The sequence below is a fragment of the Tabrizicola sp. TH137 genome (assembly GCF_002855575.1).
In the GTDB taxonomy this organism is placed as follows: Bacteria; Pseudomonadota; Alphaproteobacteria; order Rhodobacterales; family Rhodobacteraceae; genus Paragemmobacter.
Map to the genome: position 1 here is coordinate 229,007 of NZ_PKRQ01000001.1, position 15,697 is coordinate 244,703.

At 66.7% G+C, this 15,697-nt stretch carries 19 protein-coding genes; 11 read left to right on the top strand and 8 right to left on the bottom strand.

The features are described from left to right. Window positions 1–67: 67 nt before the first annotated feature. Window positions 68–355, bottom strand: a complete 288-nt coding sequence (locus C0V75_RS01165) for a co-chaperone GroES (RefSeq protein WP_101919067.1) — start codon at window positions 353–355, stop codon at window positions 68–70. A gap of 215 nt (window positions 356–570) precedes the next feature. Here C0V75_RS01165 and C0V75_RS01170 point away from each other — a divergent pair, with 215 nt between their 5' ends. Further along, complete coding sequence (locus tag C0V75_RS01170; protein WP_101919068.1) at window positions 571–1,587, top strand: TraB/GumN family protein; 1,017 nt, start codon at window positions 571–573, stop codon at window positions 1,585–1,587. Between the two features lie 11 nt (window positions 1,588–1,598). Here C0V75_RS01170 and C0V75_RS01175 read toward each other — a convergent pair whose 3' ends face one another. Continuing rightward, window positions 1,599–2,399 (bottom strand): sulfotransferase family 2 domain-containing protein, encoded by an 801-nt coding sequence (locus tag C0V75_RS01175; protein WP_101919069.1) that lies wholly within the window; start codon window positions 2,397–2,399, stop codon window positions 1,599–1,601. Between the two features lie 337 nt (window positions 2,400–2,736). On the opposite strand from C0V75_RS01175, the gene C0V75_RS01185 reads away from it, so the two are divergent. From C0V75_RS01185 to C0V75_RS01215, 7 genes are all read left to right on the top strand, one after another. Next, entirely contained in the window at window positions 2,737–2,928 is a 192-nt protein-coding gene (locus C0V75_RS01185; protein ID WP_101919071.1) for a hypothetical protein, read from the top strand. A gap of 146 nt (window positions 2,929–3,074) precedes the next feature. Then, window positions 3,075–3,995, top strand: a complete 921-nt coding sequence (locus tag C0V75_RS01190; RefSeq protein WP_101919072.1) for a manganese-dependent inorganic pyrophosphatase — start codon at window positions 3,075–3,077, stop codon at window positions 3,993–3,995. A gap of 92 nt (window positions 3,996–4,087) precedes the next feature. Further along, complete coding sequence (locus tag C0V75_RS01195; protein WP_101919073.1) at window positions 4,088–4,963, top strand: TIGR01459 family HAD-type hydrolase; 876 nt, start codon at window positions 4,088–4,090, stop codon at window positions 4,961–4,963. Window positions 4,964–5,089: 126 nt separating this feature from the next. Next, a complete protein-coding gene (locus C0V75_RS01200; protein WP_101919074.1) occupies window positions 5,090–5,545 on the top strand; it encodes a MaoC family dehydratase in 456 nt (151 codons plus the stop codon). 35 nt (window positions 5,546–5,580) lie between these two features. Then, the gene (locus C0V75_RS01205; protein WP_101919075.1) at window positions 5,581–6,507 is read left to right on the top strand and encodes a bifunctional riboflavin kinase/FAD synthetase; all 927 of its coding nucleotides are present in this window, start codon (window positions 5,581–5,583) and stop codon (window positions 6,505–6,507) included. 92 nt (window positions 6,508–6,599) lie between these two features. Then, window positions 6,600–7,055, top strand: a complete 456-nt coding sequence (locus C0V75_RS01210) for a YcgN family cysteine cluster protein (protein ID WP_101919076.1) — start codon at window positions 6,600–6,602, stop codon at window positions 7,053–7,055. Beyond that, complete coding sequence (locus C0V75_RS01215) at window positions 7,055–8,086, top strand: low specificity L-threonine aldolase (protein ID WP_101919077.1); 1,032 nt, start codon at window positions 7,055–7,057, stop codon at window positions 8,084–8,086. Before C0V75_RS01210 ends, C0V75_RS01215 begins: the two co-directional genes overlap by 1 nt. 218 nt (window positions 8,087–8,304) lie before the next feature. Here C0V75_RS01215 and C0V75_RS01220 read toward each other — a convergent pair whose 3' ends face one another. After that, on the bottom strand, window positions 8,305–8,898 hold the full coding sequence (locus C0V75_RS01220; protein WP_101919078.1) for a 2-hydroxychromene-2-carboxylate isomerase: 594 nt from the start codon (window positions 8,896–8,898) through the stop codon (window positions 8,305–8,307). Between the two features lie 91 nt (window positions 8,899–8,989). On the opposite strand from C0V75_RS01220, the gene C0V75_RS01225 reads away from it, so the two are divergent. Then, complete coding sequence (locus C0V75_RS01225) at window positions 8,990–10,009, top strand: ribose-phosphate pyrophosphokinase (RefSeq protein ID WP_101919079.1); 1,020 nt, start codon at window positions 8,990–8,992, stop codon at window positions 10,007–10,009. A 41-nt stretch (window positions 10,010–10,050) separates the two neighbouring features. On the opposite strand, the gene C0V75_RS01230 is transcribed toward C0V75_RS01225, so the two are convergent. From C0V75_RS01230 to C0V75_RS01250, 5 genes are all read right to left on the bottom strand, one after another. Beyond that, complete coding sequence (locus tag C0V75_RS01230; RefSeq protein ID WP_216821385.1) at window positions 10,051–11,040, bottom strand: LacI family DNA-binding transcriptional regulator; 990 nt, start codon at window positions 11,038–11,040, stop codon at window positions 10,051–10,053. A 90-nt stretch (window positions 11,041–11,130) separates the two neighbouring features. Next, window positions 11,131–11,466, bottom strand: a complete 336-nt coding sequence (locus tag C0V75_RS01235; RefSeq protein ID WP_101919081.1) for a hypothetical protein — start codon at window positions 11,464–11,466, stop codon at window positions 11,131–11,133. Beyond that, complete coding sequence (locus tag C0V75_RS01240) at window positions 11,463–12,350, bottom strand: NAD(P)-dependent oxidoreductase (protein ID WP_101919082.1); 888 nt, start codon at window positions 12,348–12,350, stop codon at window positions 11,463–11,465. Before C0V75_RS01240 ends, C0V75_RS01235 begins: the two co-directional genes overlap by 4 nt. Beyond that, on the bottom strand, window positions 12,347–12,844 hold the full coding sequence (locus tag C0V75_RS01245) for a gluconokinase (RefSeq protein ID WP_101919083.1): 498 nt from the start codon (window positions 12,842–12,844) through the stop codon (window positions 12,347–12,349). Before C0V75_RS01245 ends, C0V75_RS01240 begins: the two co-directional genes overlap by 4 nt. Further along, on the bottom strand, window positions 12,841–13,596 hold the full coding sequence (locus tag C0V75_RS01250) for an SDR family oxidoreductase (RefSeq protein ID WP_101919084.1): 756 nt from the start codon (window positions 13,594–13,596) through the stop codon (window positions 12,841–12,843). Before C0V75_RS01250 ends, C0V75_RS01245 begins: the two co-directional genes overlap by 4 nt. 93 nt (window positions 13,597–13,689) lie before the next feature. Here C0V75_RS01250 and C0V75_RS01255 point away from each other — a divergent pair, with 93 nt between their 5' ends. Next, window positions 13,690–14,637, top strand: coding sequence for a 2-hydroxyacid dehydrogenase (locus C0V75_RS01255; RefSeq protein ID WP_101919085.1), 948 nt, complete (start codon window positions 13,690–13,692; stop codon window positions 14,635–14,637). After that, complete coding sequence (locus C0V75_RS01260) at window positions 14,637–15,671, top strand: L-idonate 5-dehydrogenase (protein ID WP_101919086.1); 1,035 nt, start codon at window positions 14,637–14,639, stop codon at window positions 15,669–15,671. The genes C0V75_RS01255 and C0V75_RS01260 overlap by 1 nt, the downstream gene beginning before the upstream one ends. The last annotated feature ends 26 nt before the right edge of the window (window positions 15,672–15,697 follow it).

The following is a 15,697-nucleotide window of genomic DNA, read 5'->3' on the forward strand; positions in this document are numbered from 1 at the left end:
AATTCTTGTTGCCTTGATCATGCCGGGCCATGCGGCCCGTAGGGCGGGGTTCACCCCGCCATGCGCATCACGAGATGATCCCGAGGATGTCGCTTTCCTTCATGATCAGCAGTTCTTCGCCATTCACCGTCACTTCGGTGCCCGACCACTTGCCGAAGAGCACGCGGTCACCCGATTTCACGGCCGGCGCGATGAGTTCGCCCGAATCCTTCCGTGCACCGTCGCCCACGGCGACGATCTCGCCCTCGGCGGGCTTTTCCTTCGCGGTATCGGGGATGATCAGACCGCCCTTGGTCTTTTCGTCGCTCTGGACGCGGCGGACCAGCACACGGTCATGCAGCGGTTTGAATGCCATCTGAGAACACTCCCTAAGGTTCCAGGTTCATGTGAGTTTTAGCACTCGCCATAGCTGAGTGCTAACGATGCACCAGTTAGGCAATGCCCCGGCACGAGTCAACACCCCCGGGCCGTCGCCTTTGGTGAAAATTCGATGACAGGCGCCTCCCCCCCTTTTCTCGCCCCGCCCCCGATGCCACCTTTCCGGAAAGACCTTCCGCAACGGATGCGATCATGTTCCCCGCCCGCCTGCCCATCCTCCTGCTGGCCCCGGCCATCGCGCTCTTCCTTCTCGCCGCCGCGCCCCCCGCCCGCGCCGAATGCCTGGGCGAGAACCTGATCGACGCAATGCCCGAGTCCGACCGCCGCGCCCTGTTCGATGCCGCCGACAAGGTGCCCTATCCGCGCGGCAATCTCTGGCGGGCGACTCGGGGCGACCAGACCATCCACCTCGTCGGCACCTATCACCTCGACGATCCGCGCCATGCCGCCACCATGGACCGCATTGCCCCGCTGATCGACGCGGCCGCAACCGTGCTGGTCGAGGCAGGACCCGAGGAAGAGGCCGCGCTGATGGCCGATCTCGCCCGCGACCCGTCGCTGATGGTGCAGACCGACGGGCCAACCCTGCGCGAGGCGCTGACCGATCCCGAATGGGCGCTGCTCGCCGATGCGATGCGCGAACGCGGGATGCCGCCCTTCATGGTGTCGAAGTTCCGCCCGTGGTACGTCTCCATGCTCCTTGCCCTGCCCGCCTGCGGGATCGAGGGGATGGAGGCCGGCAAGGGCGGGCTGGACGGCCTCGTCATCGCCCGGACCCAGGAACAGGGCATCCCGCTGCGTGCGCTGGAAGGGCATGACACCGTCTTCCGCCTCTTCGAGGCCATGTCGATGGAGGATCAGCTTGCGATGATCCGCTCCTCCCTGGCGCTGGAACCCATTTCCGACGATTACTCCGTCACCCTGGCGGATGCCTATTTCCAGGGGGAATCGCGGGTGATCTGGGAATTGACGCGCCTGCTGTCGCAGCGCATCCCGGGCCAGGACCCGACCCGGATCGAGGCTGATTTCGCGCGGATGGAACAGGTCCTGATGACCGACCGCAACCGCGCCTGGATTCCGGTGATCGAGGCCGCCGCCGCCGAAGGGCCGGTCTTTGCCGCCTTCGGAGCGCTGCACCTGCCCGGCGAAACCGGCATCCTGCGCCTTTTGGAAGAGGCGGGGTTCACGCTGGAACCCCTGCCGCTCTGATCGCCGCCGCCTCAGCCCCCGGCATGAAGCCGCATCAGCAGGCGATGCAGCTTCGCGTCGTTATGGCTCTTCTCCGCAACCAGTTCCGCCACGCCGGGCGGCAGCTCTGCCTCGGGCCGGATCTTGCCCACATTGACCCGCTGCTCCTTCATCCGGGGCAGCCCATGGGTCCGCGCCAGATGGTCAAGCGAGGCAGCAAGATGCTCCGTCACCCCCAGAAAGCTGTAATGCAGGATGAACTTGCGCAAGGCGGTATCGAAACTGTCCACCATCCCGATCGCCTGCGTCATCTGCACATCCATCGGCAGATGACGGGCATAGCTCATCATGTCGGGAAAGCGGTCACGGAACGTGGCATGGTCGGGATGCGCCTCCGACCGGTTGTAATTGTAGTTCGACACCATCCGCGCCAGCGGATCGCGCAGCAGCGTCCCGCATTTCAGCGGCAGGTCATGGCTGCGCCATTGCTGCAATTCGGGCCAGCCGAAATGGCCGATCATCACCTGCCGCACCTCCTGCCGCGTCTGGAGATACAGCGCATGGCGCATGTGAAAGCGGAAACTGCCGGGAATGTCGGACCATTGCACCGCCCGGAACTTGCCGAAGGCGCGTGACAGGCTGGCCCCTAGCGACATGCCCGCCGTCTTGGGGATATGGACGAAAAGCATCACATCCGATGCGGCGCGGAACTGGTCCGCTTGGGTATGCCGCGGGGCAAAGCGGCGCAGGAAGGCCGCCATTGTCTCGACCGTGGTGCCGAACTCCCCGGCCAGGGCACGCGCCTCGCGCGTCACGTCATCCAAGTCACTCATCACCCGCGATCACCCGGTCACCGCTGCACTCACCCCGCCACCTGAGCGTGACCGCCGACGAAGGTCAAGCCGTCCGGGGATCCCGGTTGAGACCGGGCCGCCTCTATGCTAGGCTTGCGCCACATGCAAAGGAGTGCCCTGCCGATGATCCTGTCCGCCTGACCCCTGAACGGGACAGCACCGCCGCGCCGCGACGGCGTGGCCGACATGCGCATCCAGCAGAGGAGTGCCCTGCCGATGATCCATCCGCTTTGATCGCGCCCTGACAGGGGCGCGCGGACCCGCCGCAGGCCCCGGCCTGCGGCACCCTTCCCCTTTCAACGAAAGGCATCGGATCATGCCGAAGAAAACCCATCCCCCCGTTCCGACGGGAACCCCCGTCATGCCGCCCGTAGGCCGGACGCCGCGATCCTTCGATCCGGCGCTGGCCAAGGGCGGCAAGCTCGGCCAGTCGCCGCGGCCAGGCCTCCTGCCACGGGGCAAATCGGCCAACCAGTTGATCCACGCGCAGAAACCGCGCGGACGCTAGGCCTGGCCCCCTCCGGGGCCCATGGGCGCGGCGGCACCACCGCCGCGCCCTCCTGCCGCGGCGCAGCATTTCCCTGCCGCAAAGCGTGACAAGCCTGCGCGCCTTGCCTATAAGCGCGCCGAAATCACCCATCCAAGGCGCATGTCATGACCACCCTCGTCTTCGGCCACAAATCCCCCGACACCGATTCCACCGGCTCGCCCATCATCTGGGCCTGGTACCTGTCCGAGGTGAAGGGCGCCCCGGCCAAGCCCGTTCTGCTGGGCGAACCCAATACCGAAGCCGCCTTCGTGCTGAGGCATTGGGGTCTGGAGCAGCCCGCCATCATCGCCGACGTGACGGCAGAGGACAGCGTCGTCATCGTGGACACCAACAACCCCGCCGAACTGCCCCCCTCGATCAATGAAGCGAAAATTCAGGGCATCATCGACCACCACCTTCTGGTGGGCGGGATCAAGACCAAGACGCCCATCGACATCACCATCCGCCCGCTCGCCTGCACCGCCACCATCATGCACGATCTGATGGGCGATGCCCTGGCCAAGGCGCCCAAGGCCATCAAGGGCGCGATGCTCTCCTGCATCCTGTCCGACACGCTGGAATTCCGCTCGCCCACCACCACGCCGCATGACCGCGCGGTGGCCGAAAAGCTCGCCGCCGATCTGGGGGTGAACATTACCGACCTCGCCACGAAGATGTTCGAGGCGAAATCCGACGTCTCCGCCTTCTCGGACGCGGCACTCCTGCGGATGGACAGCAAGGAATACACGGTCGCGGGCAAGGAGCTGCGCGTCTCGGTCCTTGAGACCACCGCGCCGAAAGTGGTGCTCGACCGCAAGGACAGCCTAATGGCGTCGATGGTCGACGTGGCCAGGGAAGACGGCGCCGATCAGGTGCTGCTCTTCGTCGTGGACATCATCAAGGAAGAGGCGACGCTTCTGGTCCCGAACGACCTGGTGAAGCAGATCGCCGAGGCCTCCTTCGGCTGCACCGTCACGGGCGATACCGTCGTCCTGCCGGGGATCATGTCGCGCAAGAAGCAGATCATCCCCGCGCTGAAGCTGTAAGGTAGGATGGGCACTGTTGCCCATCCTGCACGGGGCCGGGGCGCAAGCTCCGGCCCCTTTTCATCCTGCCACCCGCGCGGAAAGGCCTGCCCATGACCGACCTCATCCCCAGCCTCGCCAGCGTCGCCGACGACTATGACGCCGTCTTCTGCGATCTCTGGGGATGCCTGCACAATGGCCAGACCCCCTTCCCCGCCGCCGTCGCCGCCCTGCGCGCCTTCCGCGCGCAAGGCAAGACCGTGCTGCTCCTGACCAATTCCCCCCGCCCGAAAGGCAGCGTGATCGCCCAACTGGCCCGTATCGGCGTGCCGACCGATGCCTGGGATGAAATCGTCTCCTCGGGCGATGCCACGCAATACGCCCTGCTGTCGGGCCTCGTGGGAAACCGCGTCCACCATATCGGCGCGGCGAAGGATGAAACCTTCTTCACCGACCTGCCCGCCGATGCGCCCGCCTTCCCCATCATCCGCGTTCCCCTCACCGAGGCCGAAGGCGTGGTCTGCACCGGCCTGAAGGACGATCTGACCGAAACGGTCGAGGATTACCGCGCCACGCTTCTGATGATGAAGACGATGGGCCTGACGATGCTCTGCGCCAATCCCGACCTGATCGTCGATCTGGGCGAAAGGCGGCTCTACTGCGCCGGCGCGCTGGCCCAGGAATATGAGTCGATGGGGGGCGCCGCGCTGTACTACGGCAAGCCGCATCCACCGATCTACGACCTCGCCCGCCGCCGCCTTGCCGCACTCACCGGGCAGGACGAGGCGCGCATCCTCGCCATCGGCGATGGCATCGGCACCGATATCCAGGGCGGCATCGGCGAGGGGATCGACACGCTCTTCGTCACCGCAGGCATCGCCGCAGGGGAATTCGGCCCCGATCCCGCGCGCCCCGACCCGGCCCGCCTGCGCGCATGGCTGGAGGCGCAGCAGCTTTCGCCGACCTACGCGATCCCCTTCCTCGCCTGACCCGGTCACATCGCCCCGCAACATTCTTGCGCCAAAAGTCGCACTCAAGATAAAAAGTTACCCAAGCGAATTGCGCCGCAGCGCGGCATCGGCTAGTGTCCCCCCAGCACAGTCAAGGATTCGGCCATGTTCGCACGCGCCATCGACAATCAGCCCCGCGGCACGATCTGCATCGAGGATCTCGAAATCGGGATGACCCGCTCGCTGCTGAAAACCGTGACCGACCGCGATATCGAGATGTTCGCAGAGGTATCCACCGACCGGAACCCCGTGCATCTGGACGATTCCTATGCGCAGGACACCATTTTCCAGGGCCGCATCGCCCATGGGATGCTGACCGCGGGCCTGATCTCCGCCGTCATCGGGGAACAGCTTCCGGGCCATGGCACCGTCTATCTGGGCCAAAGCCTGAAGTTCATGGCCCCCGTCCGCCCCGGCGATACCGTCCGGGCCGAGGTGAAGGTGACCGCGATCGACCATGCCAAGCGCCGCGTCACCCTTGAAACCCACTGCGCCGTGGGTAATACCGTCGTCCTGAAGGGCGAGGCGCTGGTTCTGGCACCCTCGCGCAAGTTCGACTGACACTGACGGGGCGGACACCCCGCCCCCGGGGAAAGATGCGCGTTCACCACCACTGGCAAGGTCTGGGCAAGGATGCCCGTGGCGCCTCTGTCGCCATGGGCAATTTCGATGGCGTGCATCTGGGCCACCGCTCGGTGATCGACCTCGCACGGCGTACCGGAGTGCCGCTCGGCATCGTGACCTTCGAACCCCATCCAAGGCAGGTCTTCGCCCCCGACGCCGCCCCCTTCCGCCTGATGAACGCCGAGGCCCGCGCCAACCGCCTGGCCAAGCTTGGCGTGCAGCAGCTCTACCAGCTTCCCTTCGACAGGACGCTCGCCTCGCTCTCGCCACAGGCCTTCGCCCGCGACGTGCTGGCCGACGGTCTTGGCGTCTCCCATGTCGTCGTCGGCGCGGATTTCTGCTTCGGCAAGGGCCGCGCGGGCACCGCCGCCGACCTGACGGCACTGGGCAAGGAACACGGCTTTGACGTGACGATTGCCCCCCTTCTCTCCGTCGGCGGGCGCGAGGTTTCCTCCACCGCCATCCGTCAGGCGCTGACCGAAGGCCGCCCCCGCGATGCCGCCGCCATGCTCGGCCATTGGCACCGGATCGAGGGTGAGGTCATCCATGGCGAAAAACGCGGGCGGGAACTGGGCTATCCCACCGCCAACATGTCGGTCGATGGCCTGCACCTGCCCCGCCACGGCGTCTATGCGGTGAAGGTGGATATCCTGACCGGCCCGCAGGCCGGCCCCTATATGGGCGCGGCCTCCCTCGGCGTGCGGCCGATGTTCGGCGAGAACCGCCCCAACCTTGAAACCTTCCTCTTCGATTTCGCGGGCGACCTTTACGGCCAACACCTTTCCATCGCCTTCGTCGATTTCCTGCGCCCCGAATTGAAGTTCGACGGCCTCGACGCCCTCATCACCCAGATGGAGGCGGATTGCGCACAGGCCCGCGCGATCCTCTCCGCCCTCTGACCCACCAGATTTCTTCGAAGAAATCTGCAAATTCGCTCGAACGAATTTGGCCACCCCTTCCCTTTTCCCCCGCCCCGGCGCACCTTCCGCCGATGACCGACAAACTCCGCCCCCGCTTCTGGGAAACCGTCCCCCTTACCAAGATGACCCCCCCGGAATGGGAGGCGCTCTGCGATGGCTGCGGCAAATGCTGCCTGAACAAGATCGAATACGAGGATACGGGCGAGGTCGATTACACCCGCATCGCCTGCCGCCTGCTGGACGGGCAGACCTGCCGCTGCTCGCAATACGAAATCCGCCACCAATTCGTGCCCGATTGCGTGCGCCTCACCCCCAAGACCCTGCCCAAGATCGCCTATTGGATGCCGCGCAGCTGCGCCTACCGGCTGCTTCATGAAGGCAAGCCCCTGCCCGACTGGCACCCCCTGAACACCGGCGATCCCGAAAGCACCCACACATCCGGCAATTCCGTCCGCGGCCTCACCATCCCCGAATTCGAGGTGGATGAAGAGGATTGGGACGACTACATCATCGACGAGAAACCCTGATGTTCTTCGCCTCCGACAACACCTCCGGCGTGCCCGCCGAAATCATGGCCGCGCTCGCCCGCGCCAATGAAGGCTACGCCCGCAGCTATGGCGCGGATGACATCATGGCCCGCGTCACCGCCCGCCTGCGCGCGCTCTTCGACGCGCCCGAGGCGCAGGTCCATCTGGTGGCCACCGGCACCGCCGCCAATGCCCTTGCGCTGGCCACCCTCACCCCGCCCTGGGGCGCGGTCTTCTGCCATCGCCACGCCCATATCGCCGAGGATGAATGCGGCGCGCCGGAATTCTTCACGAACGGCGCAAAGCTCGCCCTGATCGACGGCGCACATGGCAAGATCACCCCCGCCGCGCTGACCGAGGCGCTGGCCACCACCGGCGCCTCCGGCGTGCATGGCGTGCAGCGCGGCGCGCTCTCGCTGACCAATGTCACCGAGGCGGGCACCACCTACACCCCCGCCGAAATCGCCGCCCTCGCCGCCATCGCCAAATCCCACGGCCTGCCCTGCCACCTCGACGGCGCGCGCTTTGCCAATGCCCTTGTCGCCACCGGTGCCACGCCCGCGGAAATGACATGGCAGGCGGGCATCGACGCGCTCTCCTTCGGCGGCACCAAGAACGGGCTTCTGGGGGTGGAGGCGGTCATCCTCTTCGACCCCGCCAAGTCATGGGAGCTGGAGCTTCGCCGCAAGCGGGGCGGGCATCTTTTCTCGAAACACCGCTTCCTCTCGGCGCAGATGGAGGCCTATCTGCAAGATGACCTCTGGCTCCGCCTCGCCAGCCATGCGAACGACATGGGCCAGCGCCTCGCCACAGGCATCGCCGCCCTGAACAGCGCTGCCCTCACGCACCCTTGCGATGCCAATATGGTCTTCGCCAATTGGGAACAGGGCGGCCATGCCCGACTTCAGGGCGCGGGCGCGGTCTATTACGACCTCCGCCCGAAAGATGGCCGCGAAACCGCGCGCATGGTCGCCTCATGGAACACGACCGACGATCACGTCGATCGCTTCCTCGCCCTCCTCAAAGGCTGACCCGCCCCTTCATCTTGGCCCAAATACTCACCCGCAACGCTAAACCAAGGCGCAACGCGACGCCTTTTCCCCGCCACCCGTCGCGTCAAGACGCCCGAAAGTCCCGATTACCCTCCCTGCCCGACCATCATTCTCCCGCCCACCCCTTCATCTTGGCCCAAATACTCTGGGGGTCCGGGGGCAAAGCCCCCGGCGGCCTGTCATCCCGCGCAGCGGCCTCACCGCCCCGCCAGATGATCCTCCAGCATCTCCAGCCGGTCCTGCCCCCAGAACTTCTCTTCCCCCACGATATAGAAGGGCAGCCCGAACACGCCCCGCGCCACCGCCTCGTCAAGGTTCTTCACATAGACATCCGCCGCCATGAACATCCCCCGATCCGCCACGGCGGGATCGAATCCGTTCTCTGCCAGAATCGCCTTCACCACCTCATCCTCGGCGATGTTGCGCCCCTCGGCCCAGACGGCGCGCGGAAAGGCCTGCACCAGGGCCCCCAGATCGCCACCCCCCGCCGCCTGCGCCGCGATGATCGCATAGCTCGCGGGCGCCGGGTTCACCGGAAAGAAGAAGGGATGCAGGTCCAGCTTCATCCCCAGCCGCCGCGACCACCGCGCCAGTTCCTGCAACCGATAGGCCTTCCGGCTTTCATGCCGCTCGGCCAGCACCTGCCCCCCGGTCCGGGGAAACAGCGCAGGCCCGTCCAGCGCCACATAGCGGACCTGCGCGCCATGGCGCGCCGCGATCCGCTCCAGCCGGTCGCCCGCCAGATAGACCCAGGGCGAAATCGGGGTGAAGAAGTAGTCGATCTGCGCCATTTGCACGCCCCTGCTTGCCTTCGGTTCCCAAGACCGTAACGCGGTGGTAACAGACGGCCAACACCGAATCCGCCGCCCACCGGAGATCCCCATGCCCGCCATCACCGAGCCGAAACTGATTTCCGGCAACGCCAATCTGTCGCTTGCAAAATCCATCGCCCGCCGCATGTCGATGCATCGCGGCATGTCGGTGAACCTCGTCGATGCGCGGGTCGAACGCTTCAACGATCAGGAGATTTTCGTCGAGGTGTTCGAGAATGTCCGGGGCGAGGACATGTATATCATCCAGTCCACCTCGAACCCGGCGAATGACAACCTGATGGAACTGCTGATCATGACCGATGCGCTGCGCCGGTCATCGGCGGCGCGCATCACCGCCGTCATCCCCTATTTCGGCTATGCCCGGCAGGACCGCCGCGCCAAGGCCCGCACACCCATCAGCGCCAAGCTGGTGGCCAATCTCATCACCCGTGCGGGCGTGGACCGTGTCCTGACGCTCGACCTGCACGCGGCGCAGATTCAGGGCTTCTTCGACATTCCGGTGGACAACCTCTATGCCAGCCCCGTCTTCGCCCTCGACATCGAACATCATTTCCGGGGCCAGATGAACGACCTGATGATCGTCTCGCCCGATGTCGGCGGCGTGGCCCGCGCCCGCGAACTGGCCAAGCGGATCAATGCCCCGCTGTCCATCGTGGACAAGCGGCGCGAAAAGGCGGGCGAAGTGGCCGGCATGACCGTGATCGGAAATGTCGAAGGCAAGAAATGCATCATCGTCGATGACATCTGCGACACCGCCGGAACGCTCTGCAAGGCGGCCGAGGTCCTGCTCGAAAACGGCGCGACCGAGGTCCATTCCTACATCACACACGGCGTCCTCTCCGGCCCGGCGGTGGAACGGGTGCAGAATTCCGTGATGAAATCCCTCGTCATCACCGACAGCATCGAACCGACCGACCGGGTCAAGGCGGCCAGCAACATCCGCATCGTCCCCACCGCGCCGATCTTCGCCCAGGCCATCCTGAACATCTGGAACGGCACTTCCGTTTCGTCCCTGTTCGAGACGGATACCCTCGTTCCGATCTATGAAGGCATGTATCAGCGCGGCTGATCCCGGCCCCGCTTCATTGGCCCCACCCTACCGGCCTAACCCTACCGACTCGACTCCCGGATCAGAAGCCGCGGCGTGATCTCCACCCGCGCCGGGCTGTCCTGCCGCCCATCCATCACCTCCAGCAGCAGCGCCGCCGTCCGGGTGCCGATCTCGCGCGGGAAGGGGTTGATCGTGGTCAGCGACGGCACCGCCACCTCGGCAATCTCGTAATCCCCGAAACCGGCGATCCAGATGCGCCCCGGCACCGCGATGCCGCGCCGCTGGCATTCCGTCAGCGCGCCGAAGGCCGACAGGTCGGACACGCAGATCACCGCCTGCGTATCGGGCAGCGCCTCCAGCAGCCGCCCCATCGCCGCCGCCCCCTCGCGCATGGAAATCGGCGGCGCCCCCGCCGCGATCAGCCGCGACGCATCCAGCCCATGCCCCCGCATCGCCGCGATGAACCCCTCGCGCCGGTCCGATCCGCGGGTGTCGCGGTCGGCATCGCCACCGATGAAGGCGATCCGTGTCAATCCCTGCGCCACGAAATGATCCACCATCCCGCGCACCGCCTGTGCGTTGGAAAACCCGACGACATGGCCGATGGGCACCTCCGGCAGGTCCCAGGTCTCCACCACCGGGATGCCCGCATTCTGCAACATCCGGCGCGCCCGCGGCGTGTGCCGCCCGCCGGTCACGACAATGGCCTCGGGCCTGCGGCGGAGAAGCTGTTCGATCAGCCGCTCCTCTTCCTGGATATCGTAATCGGTATAGCCCAGCAGCGTCTGCAACCCGCGCGCCTTCAACCCTTCCGAAAGGCCGCGCAGGGTTTCGGCAAAGTTCGCGTTGTTGATCGACGGGATGGTGACCGCGACGAAATCGGTCTTCTGCGACCGCAGGTTGGATGCGGTCGCGTCAAAGACATAGCCGATCTCGTCGGCGGCCTTAAGGATGGTTTCCCGCGTCGACTCGCTCACCGAACTGTCGCGCTTGAAGGCCCGGCTCACCGTCATGGGCGAGACGCCCGCAAGGCGGGCGACATCGGCCATGGTCGGGGCTTTGCGCGGGCTGTTCATACCTCTTGGTATCGCTCCCAAAAGGCCGAATCCAGCCCCGCAACGGGCCCCGCGCCCCGCAGGTCAGGCAAGTTCGTGGTCATGCGCCGTGGTGACATGGTGATGGATGCGCCCGGTAAAGAACCGCGCCAGAACCGCATCCGTCGCGGCCTTGGCCGCCGTGCGGGCGGGGCTGACCAGCGCCGCCTCCACCGTGGCCAGATCGGGATAGCTGATCGCCAGGATCATCGGATATTCCGGCGCGCCGTCATCGCGGAACTCGGCAAAGCTGACGCGGACGGCCAGCGCGCCGGGAAAGGCCTTCCATTTCGGCAGCACCTCGGCCAGCACCGCCGCACGGAAGGCCTCGGCCTGCCCGTCATGAACGCGGCCTTCGAACAGGGCATATCGGGTGATCATTGGAACTGTTCCTTTCGCGGTCCCTTGAAGAATTCCATCAGCGCGGCCTGATCCTCGCCGCCCAGACCCGCCGCCGTCAGCATCCGGTGCACCTCGGCGCACAGCGCCGTCAGGGGCATGGCCGTATGCGTCAGCCGCGCCAGATCGGCGGCGCCGTTCAGGTCCTTCACCATGTTGTCGATGCGGCCCGTGCGGCGGTAATCGCGGCTGGCAAAGCGCGGCATGTATTCCTGAAGGATCGCGCTATCCGCCCGCCCGCCCTTCAACGCCTTGGGGATCATCGCCGCATCCACCCCCGCCGCCTCGGCCAGCGCGGTGGCCTCGGCCACGGCCAGAAAGCCCAGACCGCACAGCACCTGATTGATCAGCTTCGTTGTCTGCCCCGCGCCGGGGCCGCCCATCCGCGTCTGGTTCGACGCGACCTTGGCCAGCACCGCCTGCGCCTCGGCCACATCGGCCTCGGCCCCGCCCTGCATCAGCGTCAATTCGCCCGTCGCCGCCTTGGGAATGCCGCCCGACAGCGGGCTGTCCACCCAGCGCAGCCCGCGCGCCGCGGCCTCCTTCGCCAGGGCCTTGGTCGCCTCCGGGTCGATGGAGGACATGTCGATGATCAGCGTGCCGGGCGCCGCCCCCTCGGCCACGCCGCCCGTGCCGAAAACGGCGGCGCGCACGATATGCGGGGCGTTCAGCGACAGGATCACCGCCCGCGCGCCCGACGCGGCCTCTGCCCCCGTGGCGGCGGCGACGGCGCCCTGCGCCACCAGCGCGGCCACCTTCTCGTGGTCAAGGTCGAACACCACCAGAGGCGTGCCGGTGGCCACAAGCCGCGCCCCGATGGCACCGCCCATCGCGCCCGCCCCGATCAGGGCAACGGTGTCGGTCATGGCATCTCTCCTTGCAAGGCAGGTAGCAGGCTGTCGATCAGCCGGGGAAGGGGTTGGTCGATGCGCACAGTAAGCGCCTCCTCCGGCCCCGGTGGTTCCAGCGTGGCGAACTGGCTGTCCAGCAGCGCGACCGGCATGTAATGCCCCTTCCGCGCCGCCATCCGCGCCGCGATCACCTCGCGGCTGCCGGACAGGTGGATGAACCGCACCGCCCCCCCGGCCCCGTCCCGGATGCGGTCGCGATAGGCCCGCCGCAACGCCGAACAGCCCACGATCACCGGCGCCTCCTGCGCCAGCACCGCCGCCACCGCATCGAGCCACGGCCAGCGATCGGCATCGGTCAGCGGGATACCTGCCCGCATCTTGGCCACATTGGCCGCCGGATGCAGGTCATCCCCATCGCGATAGGGAATGCCCAGCCGCGCGGCAAGCCCCTCACCCACCGACGACTTGCCGCAGCCCGACACCCCCATGATGACGACGCGCAGGGTCATAGCGAGGCCGTGATCCCGCCATCGACATAAAGGATATGCCCGTTCACGAAAGACGCGGCGTCAGAGGCAAGAAAGATGCAGGCGCCCTGCAATTCCTCCACCTTGCCCCAGCGACCGGCGGGCGTGCGCTTTTCCAGCCAGGCGGAAAAGGCCGGATCAGCCACCAGCGCGGCATTCAGCGGCGTGTCGAAATAGCCCGGCGCGATGGCATTGCATTGCAGCCCATGCTTCGCCCAATCCGTGGCCATCCCCTTGGTCAGGTTGCCGACCGCGCCCTTCGTCGCCGTGTAGGGCGCGATGGAGGGGCGGGCCAGGGCCGTCTGCACGCTGGCGATATTGATGATCTTGCCGCGCCCGCGCCCGATCATGTGCCGCGCCACCGCCTGCCCCACATGGAAGACGCTGGCGATATTGGTCTGCAACAGCCGCTCAAAGGCGTCCGCCGGAAATTCCTCCAGCGGCGCGCGATGCTGCATCCCGGCATTGTTCACCAGAATGTCGATGGGCTTGCCCCCCGCCTCGAACCCGTCAACCGCCGCCCGCACCGCATCATGATCCGTCGCGTCGAAGGCCAGCATCTCCGCCCCCGGAATCCGCGCCGCCGCCTGCGCCAGTTTCGCCGCGTCCCGCCCGTTCAGCACCACCTGGGCCCCCGCCGCCGCCAGCCCTTCGGCCAGCGCGAAGCCGATCCCCTGCGACGATCCCGTGATCAGCGCCCGCCGTCCCGTCAGGTCGAATAGAGGATGTGCCACGTTCTGCGTCCTTTCACTTTGCTCTCGACAAGCGCTTTTCCCTGCGTTTATGTTATCGTTAACATTCGAAGTCAAGCCGGGATCGGAACGACCATGACAAAGCCCCACATCCTGCAAGTCGGCCCCTATCCCGAATGGGATCAGGTCCCGCTGGATGCCGCCTTCCACATGCACCGCTTTTTCGAAGCCGCCGACAAGGCCGCCTTCCTGGCCGAGGTCGGGCCGCAGATTCGCGGCATCGCCACCCGTGGCGAATTGGGGGCCAATGCCGCGATGATCGCCGCCTGCCCGCAGCTTGAGGTGATCAGCGTCTATGGCGTCGGCTTCGACGCCGTCGATCTGGAGGCCTGCCGGGCGCGCGGCATCCGCGTGACCAACACGCCCGACGTGCTGACCAATGACGTGGCCGATCTGGGCGTCGCGATGATGCTGGTGCAGTCGCGCGGCATGATCGGGGCCGAAACCTGGGTGCGTGACGGGTCCTGGGCGGCCAAGGGGCTCTACCCGCTCAAGCGCCGGGTCTGGGGCAAGCGGGCCGGGGTGCTGGGCCTTGGCCGGATCGGGTATGAGGTGGCCAAGCGTCTGGCAGGCTTCGACCTTCAGATCGCCTATTCCGATGTCGGCCCCAAGGACTATGCCCGCGACTGGGAGTTCATCGCCGATCCCGTCGCGCTGGCCGAACGGTCGGATTTCCTCTTCGTCACGCTGGCCGCCTCCGCCGCCACCCGCCACATCGTCGGCGCCAAGGTGATCGAGGCGCTGGGTCCCGAAGGCATGCTCATCAACATCAGCCGCGCCTCCAACATCGACGAAGAGGCCCTGCTCGACGCGCTGGAATCCGGGCGGCTCGGCTCGGCAGCGCTGGACGTGTTCGAAGGCGAACCAAAGCTCAACCCGCGTTTCCTGTCGCTGCCCAACGTGCTGCTCCAGCCCCACCACGCCAGCGGCACCTATGAGACGCGGCAGGCGATGGGCAAACTGGTGCGCGACAACCTGACCGCCCATTTCGCGGGCCAGCCCCTGCCGACCCCGGTGCTGTGATGCGGGCCATCGTCATCCACGCCGCCCGCGACCTGCGGATCGAGGACCGCCCCGAAGAAAGCCCCGGCCCCGGCCAGTTGCGCCTGCGGCTGGCGACGGGCGGCGTCTGCGGATCGGACCTGCATTACTACAACCACGGCGGCTTTGGCGCCGTGCGCCTGCGCGAACCCATGATCCTCGGCCACGAGGTTTCCGCCTTTGTCGAAGAGATCGGCCCCGGCACCACCGGCTTCACCCCCGGCCAGTTGGTTGCCGTGTCACCCTCGCGCCCCTGCGGCACCTGCCGCTTCTGCCTCGAAGGCCTGCCGAACCAGTGCCTCAACATGCGCTTCTACGGTTCGGCCATGCCCTTCCCGCATATCCAGGGTGCCTTCCGCGAAAGCCTTGTCGCCGATGCCGCGCAATGCGCCGATGCCACCGGTCTGACCCCGGGCGAGGCGGCGATGGCCGAGCCGCTGGCCGTCACGCTGCACGCCACAAGACGGGCGGGCGAGATGCTGGGCAAGCGCGTCCTCGTCACCGGCTGCGGCCCCATCGGCGTGCTGTCCATCCTCGCCGCGCGCCGCGCCGGCGCGGCCGAGATCGTGGCGACCGACCTCTCCGATTTCACCTTGTCGCTGGCCCTGCGCGCCGGGGCGGACCGTGTCATCAACACCGGAACCGAACCCGATGCCCTTGCCGCCTATGGGGCGGACAAGGGCCATTTCGACGTGCTTTACGAATGCACCGGGGTTGCGGCGGCGCTGGCCGGCGGCATCGCCGCCCTGCGCCCGCGCGGCGTGATCCTGCAACTCGGCCTCGGCGGCGACATGAGCCTGCCGATGATGGCCATCACCGCCAAGGAGCTTGACCTGCGCGGCAGCTTCCGCTTCCATCACGAATTCGCCACCGGGGTTGCGCTGATGCGCAAGGGTCTGATCGACGTCAAGCCGCTGATCACCCATACTGTCGCGCTGGACGAGGCGGAAACCGCTTTCCGCCTTGCATCGGATCGCAGTCAGGCGATGAAAGCACAGATCGTGTTTTCCGGCTAAGCTTCGGGCGGCGCAGCACCGATGCC